This window comes from Pseudomonas sp. p21 (assembly GCF_001642705.1).
In the GTDB taxonomy this organism is placed as follows: Bacteria; Pseudomonadota; Gammaproteobacteria; order Pseudomonadales; family Pseudomonadaceae; genus Aquipseudomonas.
This window is the reverse complement of the sequence record NZ_LWBV01000008.1, coordinates 43,116-58,768: the sequence shown is the minus strand read 5'-3', so window position 1 is coordinate 58,768 and position 15,653 is coordinate 43,116. Positions and strand designations below refer to the sequence as shown.

The 15,653-nt window shown below is 65.4% G+C and carries 13 protein-coding genes, 1 tRNA gene and 1 pseudogene; 8 read left to right on the top strand and 7 right to left on the bottom strand.

Translation table 11 applies throughout. The annotated features are described in order from the left end of the window. Positions 1 to 5: 5 nt before the first annotated feature. The 4 genes from A4C63_RS21075 to A4C63_RS21060 all read right to left on the bottom strand — a co-directional run bounded on the left by A4C63_RS21075 (position 6) and on the right by A4C63_RS21060 (position 4,310). Entirely contained in the window at positions 6 to 1,412 is a 1,407-nt protein-coding gene (locus tag A4C63_RS21075; protein ID WP_063914423.1) for an ABC transporter substrate-binding protein, read from the bottom strand. Between the two features lie 118 nt (positions 1,413 to 1,530). Then, on the bottom strand, positions 1,531 to 1,776 hold the full coding sequence (locus A4C63_RS21070) for a ferredoxin family protein (protein WP_046616397.1): 246 nt from the start codon (positions 1,774 to 1,776) through the stop codon (positions 1,531 to 1,533). A gap of 63 nt (positions 1,777 to 1,839) precedes the next feature. Further along, positions 1,840 to 3,564, bottom strand: a complete 1,725-nt coding sequence (locus A4C63_RS21065; protein WP_063914422.1) for a fumarate reductase/succinate dehydrogenase flavoprotein subunit — start codon at positions 3,562 to 3,564, stop codon at positions 1,840 to 1,842. Next, entirely contained in the window at positions 3,561 to 4,310 is a 750-nt protein-coding gene (locus A4C63_RS21060) for a GntR family transcriptional regulator (RefSeq protein ID WP_063914421.1), read from the bottom strand. The genes A4C63_RS21065 and A4C63_RS21060 overlap by 4 nt, the downstream gene beginning before the upstream one ends. 207 nt (positions 4,311 to 4,517) lie before the next feature. On the opposite strand from A4C63_RS21060, the gene A4C63_RS21055 reads away from it, so the two are divergent. Together A4C63_RS21055 and A4C63_RS26005 are read left to right on the top strand one after the other, a co-directional pair. Further along, a tRNA-Arg gene (locus tag A4C63_RS21055) sits at positions 4,518 to 4,594 on the top strand. Between the two features lie 107 nt (positions 4,595 to 4,701). Beyond that, a pseudogene (locus A4C63_RS26005) lies at positions 4,702 to 4,877 on the top strand (FAD-dependent oxidoreductase); the annotation flags it as partial. Between the two features lie 6 nt (positions 4,878 to 4,883). Here A4C63_RS26005 and A4C63_RS21050 read toward each other — a convergent pair. From A4C63_RS21050 to A4C63_RS21040, 3 genes are all read right to left on the bottom strand, one after another. Then, complete coding sequence (locus A4C63_RS21050; protein WP_063914420.1) at positions 4,884 to 6,203, bottom strand: OprD family outer membrane porin; 1,320 nt, start codon at positions 6,201 to 6,203, stop codon at positions 4,884 to 4,886. A 63-nt stretch (positions 6,204 to 6,266) separates the two neighbouring features. After that, positions 6,267 to 7,655: an amidase gene (locus A4C63_RS21045; RefSeq protein WP_063914419.1), complete on the bottom strand. Its 1,389-nt coding sequence runs from the start codon at positions 7,653 to 7,655 to the stop codon at positions 6,267 to 6,269. Then, positions 7,652 to 8,968: an MFS transporter gene (locus tag A4C63_RS21040; RefSeq protein WP_063914418.1), complete on the bottom strand. Its 1,317-nt coding sequence runs from the start codon at positions 8,966 to 8,968 to the stop codon at positions 7,652 to 7,654. The genes A4C63_RS21045 and A4C63_RS21040 overlap by 4 nt, the downstream gene beginning before the upstream one ends. Positions 8,969 to 9,155: 187 nt before the next feature. Here A4C63_RS21040 and A4C63_RS21035 point away from each other — a divergent pair, with 187 nt between their 5' ends. From A4C63_RS21035 to A4C63_RS21010, 6 genes are read left to right on the top strand one after another with little or no spacing between them, the layout of a single operon-like run. Then, positions 9,156 to 10,085 (top strand): asparagine synthetase A, encoded by a 930-nt coding sequence (locus tag A4C63_RS21035; protein ID WP_046616403.1) that lies wholly within the window; start codon positions 9,156 to 9,158, stop codon positions 10,083 to 10,085. 59 nt (positions 10,086 to 10,144) lie between these two features. Continuing rightward, positions 10,145 to 11,215, top strand: a complete 1,071-nt coding sequence (locus A4C63_RS21030) for an LLM class flavin-dependent oxidoreductase (RefSeq protein ID WP_063914417.1) — start codon at positions 10,145 to 10,147, stop codon at positions 11,213 to 11,215. Then, on the top strand, positions 11,208 to 12,431 hold the full coding sequence (locus tag A4C63_RS21025) for an MFS transporter (protein ID WP_063914416.1): 1,224 nt from the start codon (positions 11,208 to 11,210) through the stop codon (positions 12,429 to 12,431). Before A4C63_RS21030 ends, A4C63_RS21025 begins: the two co-directional genes overlap by 8 nt. Then, entirely contained in the window at positions 12,428 to 12,886 is a 459-nt protein-coding gene (locus A4C63_RS21020) for a cobalamin B12-binding domain-containing protein (RefSeq protein WP_063914415.1), read from the top strand. Before A4C63_RS21025 ends, A4C63_RS21020 begins: the two co-directional genes overlap by 4 nt. 34 nt (positions 12,887 to 12,920) lie before the next feature. After that, positions 12,921 to 14,159, top strand: coding sequence for an acetyl-CoA carboxylase biotin carboxylase subunit family protein (locus A4C63_RS21015; protein ID WP_063914414.1), 1,239 nt, complete (start codon positions 12,921 to 12,923; stop codon positions 14,157 to 14,159). After that, complete coding sequence (locus A4C63_RS21010) at positions 14,156 to 15,652, top strand: hypothetical protein (protein ID WP_063914413.1); 1,497 nt, start codon at positions 14,156 to 14,158, stop codon at positions 15,650 to 15,652. The genes A4C63_RS21015 and A4C63_RS21010 overlap by 4 nt, the downstream gene beginning before the upstream one ends. The last annotated feature ends 1 nt before the right edge of the window (position 15,653 follow it).

Genomic DNA, 15,653 nt, shown 5'->3' with positions numbered 1-15,653 from the left:
CCCGATTAGCGCTGGGCGACCAGCTTCTGGTTGGCGCTGACGAAGTCCAGCGCTTCACCGCCATGGGCCTTGGCATACTGCTCGGCCTGGTCCTTGAGCAGGAACGCCGCCAGTTCACCCTTGGCGTTGCGTACGAACCAGGCCTGGTTCGCCAGCAACTTGATTCCGCTGTCGGCGGCCTGGGCGTATATGGCGCGGATGTCCTTGCCCTCCTGCTCCAGCTGGGCCAAGGCGCCAAGCGCGGCCTCCGGCGAAGCGTAGTGGCGGACCTTGCCTTCACCGCGCACCCAGATCTGCGCCAGACGGCTCAAGTCGGTGATCGGTTTGCCTGTCAGCGCGTCATTGGCCTTGAGTGGCTGCGGGTCGTAGTCCTTCAGCGCCTTGTCGTAGTCCAGGCCAGCCTCCTTGAAGGCCGCACGGATGTACTGGTCGTCGATGAACTTGTCGGTGTCGAGGCCGCGGTCGGTCTTTTTAAGCAGCTTGAGCGTATCGATGGAAGTGGCAACCGCCTGACGGTATTCAGGCTTCCAGGTCAGATCGCGGGTCTGCAAGCCGAGTGGGCCGTGGAACAGGTAATTGACCTCGGCTTCGATGCCGGTGACTTTCTCGATCAACTCGCTGTACTTCTCAGGTTCCGCAGCGATCAGCCGATCGGCTTCGAGGCTGGCGCGCAGGTAGGCGGTGACCACTTCCGGGTATTTCTTCGCATAACCTGCATCGACCAGGGCGCCATGGAAGGTCGGTGCGTTGGCCTGGGCGCCGTCATAGATCTTGCGGGCGAAGCCGCGGTTGGGGAACAGTTCGGCGAACGGCACGAAGTCGGCATGGGCCTCGATGCGGTTGCTACGCAGGGCGGAACCGGCGATTTCCGGCGCCTGGGCGATGATTCGCACATCCCTCTGCGGGTCCCAGCCCTGGGCTGCTACGGCACGCAGCAGCATGCCGTGGGCGGTGGAGGCGAACGGCACGGAAATGGTCCTGCCCTTGAGTTCAGCCAGCGATTGCACGCTGGACGCCGCAGGTACGACGATGCCGTTGCCGCTGCCGTGTACGCTGCCCGACAGCACGCTTACAAACAGGCTGCGCTTGCCGGCATCCAGGTGAGCAACGCCGTTGAACGACCCGGGGAAGTCGGCCATGGCGCCGAAGTCGAGTTTGCCAGCGACCATTTCGTTGGTCAGCGGCGCACCGCTGGTGAAGTTCTTCCACTCCACCTGATACCTGGCATCTTTGTATTTGCCGTCATGCGGCAGGTACTTGTCCAGCAGGCCAAGCTCGCGTATCAGCAGGCCACCAGTGGCGCAGTTGATGGTGGTGTCCTGGGTGCCAATGGCGATGCGGATGGTTTCGGCGCTGGCATTCAGGCCGGTGAGCGCCAGCGCGAGGCCGGCCACGGTTGCAACAAGGCGCATGGGTGTTTCCCCTCGAGTCGTTATAAGAGTTGGGTCGTCTCCGCCGCCCGGCTTGGGTGGTGGGAAACGAGGGGCACAGCAGGAGGGCGTCCGGTGGTGCGCCGGATGGCGGGATGCGTCAGCGCAGCAGGTACGGGATGTCGACCTTCACCGCACCGGTGGGGCAGTCCTTTTCGCAGGGCATGCAGTACCAGCATTCGTCGAAGGCCATGTAGGCCTTTTGGGTGGCCGGGTTGATCGCCAACAGGTCCATGGGGCAAACCTCGACGCAGACGGTGCAGCCTTTGTCGGCGATGCACTTGTCTTCGTCGATGGTGACCGGGGCACTGCTGCGAAAGAAGATTTCTTGCGGCTGGTAGGCCATTTCACGACGTCCTCGGGGCCTGCGGCCCTCGTTCTTCGATAGTGTTCACAGGGCACAGGTCGCCTAGGCTGCATCGGCCTTTACCCGCAGCTGGTCGTAGGCGATCTGCTCTTCTGCGCCCAACGCAATCAGGTAAGGCTCGACCGCTTTCTTGAAGCTGGTCATTTCTCCGCTCTCGCCCTTTTTCAGATGGCAATGGCAGAACCACTCGCCATCGTTGCGCTCGGGGAAGTCCACACGGTGGTGGTACAACCCCCAGCGGCTTTCCTCGCGGAAAAGCGAGGCCCGCGCGGCCATCTCCGCGCAATCGCGAATCACCGAAACTTCCATTGCACGCATCAGTTCATGAGGGTTGCTGGCCTTCATCTGGTCCAGGTCACGCTCGATCTCGGCAAAGCGTGCCAGGCCGATCTCCATCTTCCGGGTCACCTTCGGCGGCTGCAGGTAATCGTTGACCATGCGCCTGAGCTTGTACTCGACCTGGGCCGGTGGCAGGCCATGCTCACGCTGCAGCGGGGCGAACACCCGCGCGCGCTCGCGCTCGACCTGTTCGGCCTCGACCTCGGCGAACTCGCGCCCGATCACGTAATGCGCAGCGTTCACACCGGCAAACCAGCCATAGGTGAAGGCCCCGAGCATGTAGTTGTGCGGCACCGCTGCCATATCGCCCGCGGCATAAAGCCCTTTGACGCTGGTCTCGGCCTTTTCATTGACCCACACCCCCGACGCCGAATGCCCCGAGCAGAAACCGATCTCCGAAATATGCATCTCGACCATGTGCTGGCGATAATCGGTGCCACGCCCGGCGTGGAACTGGCCCCGGCTGGGGCGCTCGTTGCTGTGCAGGATCTCTTCGATGTTCTGGATGGTTTCCTCGGCCAGGTGATCAAGCTTGAGGAACACCGGACCATTGCCGCCCTCGAGTTCCTGGTGGAACTCCCACATCATCTGGCCGCTCCAGTAGTCGCACTCGATAAAGCGCTCACCCTTGCTGTTGGCGGTATACCCACCCAGTGGGCCGGTGACGTAGGCACAGGCCGGGCCGTTGTAGTCCTTGATCAGCGGGTTGATCTGGAAGCACTCGAGGTTGGCCAGTTCGGCACCTGCATGGTAGGCCATGGCATAGCCATCACCGGCGTTGGTCGGGTTCTCGTAGGTGCCCATCAGATAACCCGACGACGGCAAGCCCAGGCGCCCGGCCGCGCCGCAGGCAAGGATCACCGCCTTGGCTCGCAAAACGCGAAACTCGCCGCTGCGGCAATCGAAGCCCAGCACGCCAGCCGCAGCGCCTTCGCCATCGAGCAGCACACGGGTGCAGACCATCCGGTTGCTGATCTCGACCCGGGCACGCTTGAGCTGGCGGTACAACACTTTCTTGATGTCGTGGCCTTCGGGCATGGGCAGTACGTAGGCGCCCATGTGGTGAACCTTCTTCACCGCGTAGTCGCCGGTCTCGTCCTTCTCGAACTTCACGCCCCAGCGGTCGAGCTGCTCGATGGTTTCGAAGCTGTGGGTAGCGTAGGCATGCACCGTGGCCTGGTTGACGATGCCGTCGTTGGCCACGGTGATTTCCTTGGTGTACTGCTCGGGGGTAGCGTGGCCGGGGATGATCGCGTTGTTCAGGCCATCCATGCCCATGCTGATGGCACCGCTGCGCTTGACGTTGGCCTTGTCCAGCAGCAGCACACGCAGGTTTTTGTTCTGCTCCTTGGCCTTGATCGCCGCCATCGGCCCGGCGGTGCCGCCACCGATGACGATGATGTCGTAGTCCTGGGTCTGGATGCTCATGCCTTGCTCCCCTTCTGGCGGTCGATGCGCAGGCGGTACTGGAAAGCATCGCCGCGGTAGTAAAGGTGTTCGAAGTCCAGTGGCGTACCGTCGGCGGCATGGGTCAGGCGCTCGATGCGCATGATCGGCGAGCCTTCTTCAACATCCAGGGCCTGGGTCAGGTCGCTGTCGGCCAGCACGGCATCGATGGCCAGGTCGGCGTGGCCCAGGGCAATGCCGCAGTCGTTTTCCAGGAGCAGGAAAATGTCGCGGGTGACAAGGTCGGCCTTTTCCAGTTTTTCGCCGACAGCCTTGGGTAGCCAGGTCAGCTCCAGCGAGACCGGCTCGCGGTTGATCAGCCGCACCCGGCGGATCTCGGTGACCAGGCTACCTTCCTCGACCTGTAGCCGTGTGGCCACCAAGGCGTTGGCCGGCACATGTCGGAAGCTGCGCAGACGGTTGATTACCTCATAACCCATTTGCGACATCGACTCGCCCAATCCTTGCAGGGTACTGACGTTCTGGAATGCCTTGGGCTTGGCGACGAAGGTGCCCTTGCCATGAATCTTGAAAATCAGCCCCTCCTTCTGCAGGTCGCCCAGCGCCTGGCGCACGGTGATGCGGCTGACGTCGAAGGCCTTGCCCAGCTCGCTTTCCGAGGGCATGCGGCTATGTGGCGGATAAGTGCCATCGAGGATGCGCTCGCGCAGCAATTCCTTGAGCTGGGTGTAAAGCGGTACCGGGGACAGGGGAAGCAGTTCGGCCATAGGTCTCTTCACTGATCGATTACTTGTTATAACAAGTTGTGACCAGAGAATAGAGGGCATAACAGCGACTGTGGAAATATCGATATTGCATATGGATAGAGGCATTTTTGAGTGCCATTGCCGTCCGCTTCACGGCTAAAGGGAAAAATGGCTACAGATCAAGGTGATGGACGCCACCACCACAGATGGGTATCATGCGTGCGCGTTGCACTCGTAGCTCAGCTGGATAGAGTACTGCCCTCCGAAGGCAGGGGTCGTGGGTTCGAATCCCGCCGAGTGCGCCATCTTCTTTCCCTTGTGTCACAAGGGATTGGCGCTTCCGCGCAGAATCTGCCCTGGTCCTGAAAGTCACTTTGCCACAGCGCAAATGGCCGATGTGCGCCTGGACTATCAATGGGCCGGAGATCAGCATCACCGCCAACCGTTTCGCTCAAGTCGGCCGGCACGCCCCCCAACGTATTCTATTCCCAGCGCTATGCCAGGCACGGCCTGAACGTGACCCACTGGGCCGCATTGCTGCTGGCCTTGGGCACGCTCTGGTACCGGCGGCACAAGGCGCTGGGTTGAGGAAGTTCAGAACAATCGCAGCGGCATGTTGACCACCAGCCGCACTTCGTCGTAACTGCCATCGATCTGCCCGCCATGGGCGCGATGGTTGTAGACGATGGTACGCACGCTGGTGTCGCGCCAGGCGCCGCCCTGCAGCACGTAGCCGAGTACCAGGCCATTCTCTTCATGCCGCGCGCCGCGCAGACCGCGCACGTTGTATCCGGCGTGGCGGCCATTGCGGTCGCCCTGGTAGTGGCTGCCATCGATGCCCCAGCCCTTGGCGTGCCACAACCCCAGGCTCAGGCCCGGCACGCCGTAGGCGCTGGCATCGAAGTCGTAGCGCAACTGCCAGGAGCGTTCGTTCGGGCCGTTGTAGTCCGAATACAGCGAGTTGGCCATGTAGTTGCCGGTCGACTCCCACACATAGTCGAAATACTCGTTGCCCTCGACCTGCTGCCAGGCCAGCGTCAGACCATGGGCCTGGTGCGCCAGCGTGGTGGCCAGGCTCCAGGCCTGGTTGTCGATGTAGCCCAGCTGCTGCTGGCCGCTGTCGCGGGTGCGGTAGTAGTGAAAGGCCGGGCGCACAGCCAGCTTGGCCCGATCGCCCAGCGTGCCGCCCAGCCCCACGTACAGCTGCTGCCAGGTGTCTGCCAGGTGCGAGCCGTACAGGCTGGCAGACAGCGCGCCGCTGTAACGGGCACCGACATAGCTGATCGAATCGGCCTTCACCGCCCGGTCACCGAAGGTGCTGGTCAGCCGCTCGCTGCCGGTGCCGGTGCGCGGAATTGCCCGGTCGAAGCGCCCGGCGTCCAGTTGCAGGCCAGCGATACTCTGGTCGCTCAGCGCCACACCCTGAAAGCTCGACGGCAGCGCCCGGTTATCCTTGTAGCGCAGGATCGGATTGTCCAGGCGTTGTCGGCCAACCCGCAAGGTACTGCCGGCCAGGCGCAGGCGCAGCGCGCCGACAGCCAGGCGGCTCCAGGTGGGGATGGCGTCGCCGTCGCTGTCCACCAGTACCCGGTCGCCACCGTTGGCCACCCGGCCATGGCCGCGACTCAGGTTGATCGCGCTGTACAGCGAGGCATCCACGCCAATGCCGAGCACGCCGCGAGTGTAGCCTGACGCATAGTCGAGCATCGCCGCCTGCACCCAGGTCTCGCGCAGGCGCGTGGGGGTCAGGCGGCCGTCCTTGCGGATCGCCAGGTAGGTGTCGCCCTGCGTATGCTGGTTGGAGTAGTAGTGCCGCAGGTTGAGGTCCAGACGGCTGCCGTCGATGAAGCCGGGCTGGCCAGCAGCCACGCAGGGCGTGATGAGGGCGCAGCACAGGAGTGTGCGTCTTTGCATGTGCAAGGGGTGTCCTGTCCGTGAACGAAGGTCGGTGCCGCGCCTGCCTGGCACGGCATGGGGTCACTCGGGCCAGTGCCGGATCGGCCCGCGCCAGGTTTCGAAGGTTTTGGCCAGGCGCAGCAGCCAAGTGTCGGCGAAGCGCGGGGCGACCATCTGCAAGCCAATGGGCATACCCTGGTCGCTGAAGCCGCAGTTGATCGACAGCGCCGGTTGCTCGCCCATGTTCCAAGGCACGGTGAACACGATGTGTTCGAACGGCAGTTGCGGGTCGTTGCCGGGGGAGGCCAGCTCGGCGGGATAGGCCTGCACCTGATTGGTCGGCGACAGCAGCAGGTCGCACTGCTCGAACAGCCGCGCAGCGCGCCGGCGCATCTCGAAGGTCTGGTTGAAGCCTTCCACCGCCTCCACCGCCGTCATGTGGCGGGCCGGCTCGGCCCACTGGCGGATGTACGGCAGCACCTGGGCCAGGCGCTCGGGCGCCAGCTGGCGGAGTTCGCTCCACTGCCGCGCGCGCCAGAAGCGGTCGAGGCCGTCGAGCAGACGACGCTCCATCAATGGCGCCACCTCCACCAGCCTGGCGCCCTGCGCCTCGAACAGCCCGGCGGCGGCGCGCACCGCGGCGCAGGTCTGCGCGTCGGGCTGCAGGCCGCAGCCGGGTTCAAGCAGCAGCCCCACCCGCAGGCCGCGCACGCTCACCGGGGGCAGCCCCCAGTCGAGCTCGGCCACCGGCAGGCTGGTGGCATCACGCTGGTCTGGGCGTGCCAGCACCGCCATCATCGCCGCGCAGTCGTCTACCGTGCGGGTCATGGGCCCGGCGCAGCGGCCGGTATAATACGGGTCGATGGGTATGCGCCCGAGGGTCGGCTTGAAGCCCACCAGCGCGCACCAGCCGGCCGGCAGGCGCACCGAACCACCGATGTCGGTGCCCAGGTGAAGCGGGCCGTAGCCCGCCGCTGCCGCGGCCGCCGCCCCGGCGCTCGAGCCACCGGGGTTGAGTGCCGTGTTCCATGGGTTGCGGGTGATGCCGTGCAGGCTCGACAGGCCCGAGGACAACATGCCGAAATCCGGCACGCAGGTCTTGCCCAGCAGTACCGCGCCCGCCTCGCGCAGGCGCGCCGCCGGTGGCGCGTCGGCTACTGCCAGGCGCGGCTCCAGGCCCGCGCACCCCTGATCGAGTAGCTGCCCACGGGTGGCAATCAACGATTTCAAGGTCACCGGCACGCCATCCAACGGCCCGAGCGGCGCGCCCCTGGCCCAACGTTGGGTGGACGCAGCGGCCTGCTCCAGCACCAGCTCAGGGGTGAACTGGCACAGCGCATTCAGGGCCGGCTCGCGGCGCTGTACATGGTCGATCAGGTACTGGTGGTACTCCAGTGGCGACAGCTCGCGGCGATCATACAGCGCCGTCAGTTCGGCCACCGACAGCCACTGCAAAGGGCCGCAGCTCATTTGGCACCTGCCGGCATACCGGCGTTTTCGACGTCCGGCCCGCGCTGGGCGAACAGGCGCACACAGCAGAGCCCCACTGCGCCCATTAGCACGCTGAAGCCCACCGCGACCCACTGGTTCCAGGGCATCAGGGCGATCAGCAGCAACGGTGTAACGCTCGCCCACAAAGCGTAGGCGATGTTGTAGGTGACGGATATCCCCGACACGCGAATGGCCGCCGGGAACAGCCCGACCATGATCGACGGCACCACCCCGACCACGCCGCAGCACAGGCCGGCCAGCGCGTAGGCCACGCCGATCAGCGGCAATTCGAAAATCAGGCTGGCGTACAGCGCCGCCACCCCGACGGGCAGAAGGGCGCTGTGGATCGCCAGGGCGCGCCAGGGGCCGAGGCGGTCGGCCATGCGCCCGGCGAGGATGCAACCGATATTGAGGAAGACGATACCCAGGCTGCTCAGGGCGAAGGTCTGGTCCGCCGGCAGTCCGAAGCGCTTCTGCATCACCGTCGGGGTAATCACCACCAACACCACCACTGCCGAGGTCAGCAGGCAGGTCAGCAGTAGTGCCGGGGCGATGGCTCGCCGGTGCCCGCGCAGCACGGTGCGCAACGGCAGCTCCGGGTCGGCTGCGCGGCGGGCCTGCAGGGCGACGAATACCGGCGTTTCGCTGAGCCAGCGACGCAACCAGACACCGACCAGACCAAACACACCGCCCAGGATGAACGGCAAGCGCCAGCCGTGATCGAGCATCTCCTGTGGGGTATAGACCCGCGCCAGCACCGCCGCGGTGACCGCGCCCAGCAGGTAGCCGAAGGTCAGCCCGGCCTGCAACATGCCCAGGGCGAAGCCGCGGTGGCCGGCCGGTGCGTGCTCGGCGACGAACGCCCAGGCGCTGGGCACTTCGCCGCCTACGGCGGCGCCCTGCAGGATGCGCAGGGCCAGCAACAGCAACGGCGCCCAGTAACCGATCTGCGCGTAGGTCGGCATCAGGCCGATCAGCAGGCACGGCAACGCCATCATCAGGATGCTCAGGCTGAACACACGCTTGCGCCCCAGACGGTCGGCGAAGTGCGCCAGCAGAATGCCCCCCAGCGGCCGCGCCAGGTAGCCGGTGACGAATATGCCGAAGCTCTGCAGCAAGCGCAGCCATTCGGGCATGTGCGGTGGGAAAAACAGCTCGCTGAGAATCAGCGCGAAGAACACGAAGATGATGAAGTCGTAGATCTCCAACGCGCCGCCCAGCGCGGCAAGGCCCAGGGTCTTGTAGTCGGCGCGGCCGAAGCGCGTGGAAACGGGTCGAGGGTGGGCCGTCATTGGCATGGGTGTCCTGTAATCGGGTAACGAAGGCGCGGCAGAACCGGTCGGGCTCATGGTCACCGTCGCAGGCGGACAGGACAATAAAAAGCGCGTCTGGGTCGCTTTTTCACCTGAATCTGTACATTGAGTTTTGACAGCGAAAGCCAATAATCGGGCCACCTTTGACCCACAAGATGGCCCCAACATGGAAGAAATTCAGCGCCAGATCGCCGCATTTGACCACCCGGACGTCGAAGCAGTGGCTATTATCCGTGGCCGTGTGCTGCACGCCCTGCAGACCTTTTTGCTCGACCGTGACTTCCGCCAGTTGTTGCCGATACTGATGTCGCCGATCACCGACCCCCTGAACCACGCGGTGTACCCGGCCGAGATCCAGTACCAGCAGCGGCGCCTGAAACTCACCGCCAGCATGATCTTCCACAAGCAGCTGGCCCTGACCGCCCGCGGCCACGAGCGCATCTTCATCGTCGCGCCGAACATCCGCCTGGAAAAGCCGGAGATCAAGGACTCCCAGCGTCACCTGCTGGAGTTCTCCCAGTTCGACTTCGAGATTCGCGGCGGCACCATGCAGCAGGCCATGCAGTTGATCGAGCAGATGGTCAAGCACACCCTGGACGAGGTGCGCCAACACTGCGCCGCGCAACTGGCCCAGCTGGGCCGTGAACTGCCGCGTTACGAAACCGCCTTCCCGGTGTACAGCACCGACGAACTGCAGGCCGAACTGGGCGATGACTTCGAGCGCCTGATGTCGGAAAAGGCCCATACGCCGTTCTTCATCACCAACCACCGCCGCGAGTTCTACGACCGCGAGACCCCCGGCCAACGCGGCCACTACAACAACTATGACCTGGTCTGGCCCGAGGGCTATGGCGAGGCACTATCGGGCGCCGAACGGGAGTACGAGCACGGTCAGATCCTCTACCGCATGAACGAGCTGGACATGGACCTGACCCCGTTCGGCAACTTCCTCGAAGCAGCCCGCCAGGGGCTGCTGCACCCCAGCGCCGGCGGCGGCCTGGGCATTGAACGACTGCTGCGCTTCATCTGCGGCAAGCGCCATATCCGCGATGTCGCCCTGTTCGACCGCAGTGTCGGCAGCGACTTCCTGTTCTGAGCCCCTCACTCCCTCGCACCGGCCCGCTCTGACGGCGGGCCTTTTCCGGAGACACCCGCATGACCCCCTTGCGCATTCACTGGTGCTCGCCGCTCGACAGCGGCCAGCAGAAAGCCTCCGACAAGTACGACACCGGGCGCCTGGACTTCGCCGGTATCGTCGATTTCGCCCAGGAGGCCGACAAACTGGGCATCGACTCGCTGCTGATGGGCATCAGCTACCACATGCCCGACCCGCTGCCGATGATCGGCGCGCTGGTGCGTGAAACTCGCAACGTCAAGTTCATCCTTGCCTACCGCCCCGGGCTGCTGCACCCGACCTTGTTCACCCAGGTGGTCAACACGCTGTCGTGGATGTCCGACAAGCGCATCGCCCTGAACCTGGTGGCCGGCATCTCGCCGGACGAGCAGGCGTACTACGGTGACTACGTTGCCCACGATGGCCGCTATGCGCGCACCTGCGAGTTCATCGAGATTCTCAGGCGCTTCTGGGCCGGGGAAACGCCACTCAGCCACCATGGCGACTTCTACCAGCTGGACAAGGCCCAGCTGGGCCTCCCGTTCAAGGACTTCGAGCGGCCACGCCTGTATCTGAGCGGCGCCTCAGGCATCGCCCAGCAGGTCGCGGTATCCCACAGCGACTGCTGGCTGCGCTACGGCGACACGCCCGAAGGCATCGCCGAGGCCGCGCGCGAAGTACTCGCGGCCGGACGCTCGGTAGGCATACGCATGCACGTGCTGGCGCGAGAAACCCGCGACGAGGCACTGGCCGAGGTCGACGCAATGATGGAAAACCCCGACCAGCAGCACCGCGAATGGGTGCGCCAGTTTGTCGCCCGCTGCGACTCCGAGGCGGTCAAGACATCGTTCCGTCTGGCCGAGGGTGCCCATCACGACTGGCTGTCGCCGATGCTTTGGTCGGGTGCTGTGGCCTACCGAGGCGGCCCGGCGCTGTGCGTGGTGGGCAGCTACGAGGAAGTGGCCGCCTACCTGCTTGAGTACAAGAAGGCCGGGGTGAGCGAGTTCATCTTCTCCGGTTGGCCGACCCGCGACGAGATGCGCCGCTTCTGCCAGCACGTGCTGCCACGCTTGCGCGAACTTGAAGCCGACCTGGACCGCCAGCATGGCTGAGCACCCGCCCCTGCGCCGCTTCGGCGCCGGCCTGCTGCTGGGCCTGATGGCCGAACAGACGGTGCTGTTCGCCGTCCCGCTGATGGTCTACCAGGTCACCGGCAGCCTGGGTTATTCCGGGCTGGTGTTCGCCCTGGAATGGCTGCCGGCGCTGCTCGCTTACCCGTTCGCCGGGGTGCTGGCGGACCGTGTAGGCGGACGCAATCTGCTGCAGTGGGCCAACGTGCTGCGCGCCGCCAGCCTGGGGCTGACCGTACTGTGCTGCAGCCTGGCGCCGGCCCTGACGGTCTGGGCGCTGGCGGCCAACGGCGTACTGCTGTCGCTGCTGATGGCTCCGGTGCGCATGGCCGTGGAGCGCACCGTGCCGCAGGTGGCGCCGGCCGAGCGCCTGGCCCACACCCAGTCGCTGGTGCAGAACATGGAGCTGCTGGCGCAGGTGCTGGGCCCGGCCTGCGCCGCCGCGCTAGTGCTGTACAGCGGCAAGCTGGCGCTGCTGGGCCTGGCCGCCGTCGCGCTGCTGCTGGCAGCACTGTGCTGGCGCGGTCTGCCCAACGCCCACGCCGACAGTGCTCGGCAACCTGTGCTCGCCGCCCTGCGCCAGGGCTGGCAGCTGCTGCTGGGTAACCCGCCGATCATCAGCCTGGCGCTGCTGAATTGCAGCATCAACCTGGCCTTCGCCTGCGTGCTCAGCGCCAATGCCTTCGTCGTCAGCGACGTGTTCCAGGCCACCGACGCTGCCTTCGGCCTGATCAACAGCGCCGCCGGGGCTTTGGGCCTGCTGAACTTCCTGCTGGTGCCGTGGTTGCTGACAAGACTGTCGATCCACCAGGTGGGCGCGCTGGGTTTCGCCGTGCTGTGCGGCGGGATCCTGGCCATGGGCATAGCCAATGGCGTACTCGCCTACGGTGCCAGCTTCGTCCTGGCCATGGCCGGTTGCACCCTGTTCAACGTGTTCAACCGCACCCAGCGGATCAAGGTGATCCCGCGCAAGCACCTGGGCAAGGTAATGGGCCCTTTCTACCTGCTCAACCTGGCGTCCTACCCGCTGGGCGGCCTGCTCAGCGCCAGCATCGGCCAACGCTACGGCATTCAGGGCCTGATCCTCGCCCTGGGTCTGCTGCTGAGCGTGCCGGGCGCCCTGCTGTTCCACCTGACCACGCGGCGCCTGAACGCCGCACTTGGCACTGACAACCCAGCCATGGAGGCATCCCGATGAAAAGCCAACCCCTGTGCCTGCTGGCCACGGTCGAATCCGACTCGCACATGTGGAACCTGGTGTACCTGCAACTGTGGCTGGGCGAGCGCGGCCTGGAGGTGAAGAACCTGGGCAGCTGCACACCGGCTCAGGCCGTGCTCGACGCCGTCGACCAGCACCGACACGCGCATCTGCTGGTGATCAGCAGTGTCAACGGCCACGGCTACTCCCAGGGCCTGGCACTGATCCGCGTGCTGCGCCAGCAGCACCCGCACCTGCACGTTGTGATTGGCGGCAAGCTGACCACCTCCGAGGCGCAGACCCGCGCGGTCCACGAGGAACTGCTGGCTGCCGGGTACGACGCGGTGTTCACCGAGGCCGACGCCCTCGACGCCTTCCAGCGCCACCTCGATCGCCTGGCCCAGGCCCGTCACTCGCTGGTGCTCGGCACCGGCGACGTGACGCACTGGACCTGAGCCCCATTCTGTTGCCCGAACAAGGAACGAACCCATGCATATCGTGATCGTCAACCGCTGGCCGCGCTTCCACGACGGCCAGCGCTGGGACAACGAACTGACCCGCTACGAAGCCTTCTTCGATCACCATGCCCACCGCATCAGTTATGTGGTCGACGGCCCCGGCGCGCTCGGCGTGCTGACGCCGCGCGAGCAGATCGCCCACATGGTGCAGGTCGAGGACGTGAACCAGTACCCTCAGTTGCTGGCCGCAGTGACTGAAGTGATCGAACGGGTCGGCCCGGTCGACCTGCTGATCGCCTTGTCCGAATTCACCCTCGAAATCGCCGCCCAGGTGCGCCAGGCACTGAACATTCCCGGCCATGGGCCGGACGAAGTCGATGTGTACCGCGACAAGGCGCGGATGAAACACGTGCTGCAAGAGCATGGCCTGGCCGTGCCGGCCTTCACCCGCTGCCATAACCTGGAACACACCCTGGACTTCGCCAACGCGACCGGCTACCCGCTGATCGTCAAGCCGGTGGACGGCGCCGCCAGTATCGGCGTGGTGCGGGTCGATGACGAGCGCCAGCTGCTGGCCGCGCTCGACGGCGTCGACCTGGCGCGCCACGAAGTGGAGGCCTTCGTCGAGGGCCAGGTATACCACATCGACGGCTACACCGACGCTACCGGTCAGGTGCCGTTCCAGGCCGTGTCGCGCTACCTCAACAGTTGCCTGGACTTCGCCCGGCACCAGCCGTTGGGCTCGGTGTTGCTGCAGGCCTCGCCGTTGCGTACGCGCATCGCCGACTTCAGTCGCCAGTGCCTGCAGGCGCTGGGGCTGCGCGACACCGCGTTCCACCTGGAGCTGTTCGTGTGCGAGGACGGTCGCCTGGTATTCCTGGAAGTGGGTGCGCGGGTTGGCGGCAGCGAGGTGCCACACCTGATCAACCGGGTATTCGGCGTCAATCTCTATGAGCACTGGCTGAAGAACCTGCTCGGCGAGCCTGCCACCCTGCCCGGCCAGGACAGCGACCCCAGCGGCGGCTGGCTGATCATCCCCAAGCCGCGGCAACTGCCGTGCACAGTGCTCGAAGCACCGTCGCAGCGCCCCCAGGTCGCTTCGCTTTGGCGCGAGTTGCTGCCCCAGCCCGGCGAGGTGCTGGAGGCTGGCGGCGGCTACGACGCGCTGCAGGGCGGACGTTTCATTTTCACCGGTAGCGACCAGGCCGGCATCGAGCGAGACATCCGACACGTCATCGAACACTACCGCCTGGAGACGCAACCAGCATGAACCACGCCGCACGTACCGAACACGACGACGCCGCGCTGCTGGCCCGGCTCACCCATTACCTGAGCGACAACGACCAGAACGCCGTGCGCGTGTTCGGCGAACGCCTGATCGAGGCCGCCGGAGGCCTGGCAGGCCTGGCCGACTACCGCCTGATGGTCGCCTATGGCGGCGGCAAGGACAGCTCCTATACCGTGTCGCTGCTGCGCGCGACCCAGCTGCACCTGGCCGTCACCCATGGTCGCACCTTCCACCTGCGCATCGCCAACATGCGTCATGCCGGGGTGGCCGACGCGGTGATGGCCAACATCGACCGGGTCTACCATGCCCTGGCGCTGTACGGCGACGCGCGGGTCGAGATGCTGGTGGTCGACCACCGGCAGATCCGCCCGTTCGAACGCCACCTGCCCTTCCCCAGCCAGGTGAAGGCGATGAACCGCTTCGACGTGCTGATGAACGGCCACCGCACCGCCGGCGACGGGCGCCCGACCTTCTGCAACAGCTGCAACCTTGCGGTGGCCGACTTCTTCGGCCGCGCCGCCTGGTGGCAGGGTGGCGTCGATGCGGTGGTCACCGGCGACTCGCGCAAGGAACAGAAGCACTACTTCACCTGGATCATGCGCCTGGCCGAACGCCTGGGGCTGAACGTCGAGGCCTGCCGCCGCCAAGGCTTTCGCGGGCTGCTGCAGGCGCTGGACGGTATCGCCCAGGCCTACTTCATCGAACTGCTCGGCGAAGGCTTCGACGCCGCACTTGACGAGCGTCGGGTCAGTACCGGTAACGCCGGCGGGGAACCTGCGTTCATCAGCATCTACGACCTGGTGAGCTACCGGGTCGACGACCACTGGGAGCTGATCACCGAGTTCCTCGGCTTCCGTTTCGAGGAGCTGGCATTCAGCTTCACCGAGTCGGACTGCGCCAACCCGATGCTCATGGCCCACCTGCGCGGGCTCAAGGCCGAGCAGGTGCAGGGACGCAGCTACGACGATGGCCTGGCCGAATACCTGGAACTGGCCCAGGCCTTGATGCGCAAGAAGGAAATGCCCGATCGTCTTATCGAGCTGGCCCTGGCGCCCTACGCCGGCGCCACCGGCATGGCCAACCGGCGCGCCCTGGCCGACAGCTTCGCCCGCTCGGCTTTTGACCTCGACGAAGAGCAGCTTGTCTGCATGCAGTTCTCGCCCTTCGTCAGCCATGGCCGTGACCTGGCGCTATACCTGAACCTGCGTCATCCTCAGATTGTCGGGCGCCTGGAAGACCTGCACGCGCTGCTTGACGGCCAGGCCGAGGACGAGATGCTCGGCCAATGGCTCGGTGAGGTCAGCGGTCTGCCGCTGGCGGCATTGCGCAGCCTTTACCGGCACGCGCCCATCGATTTCGACAGCGATGCCTCGCTGATCGCCCGAGTGCGCGCCGGCGACCCGCACAAGGGCCGGATCGTGCGTCACGATCCGATCACCGGTGAACAGGTGGTCGAACTGGTGTCGGGACGTTGAC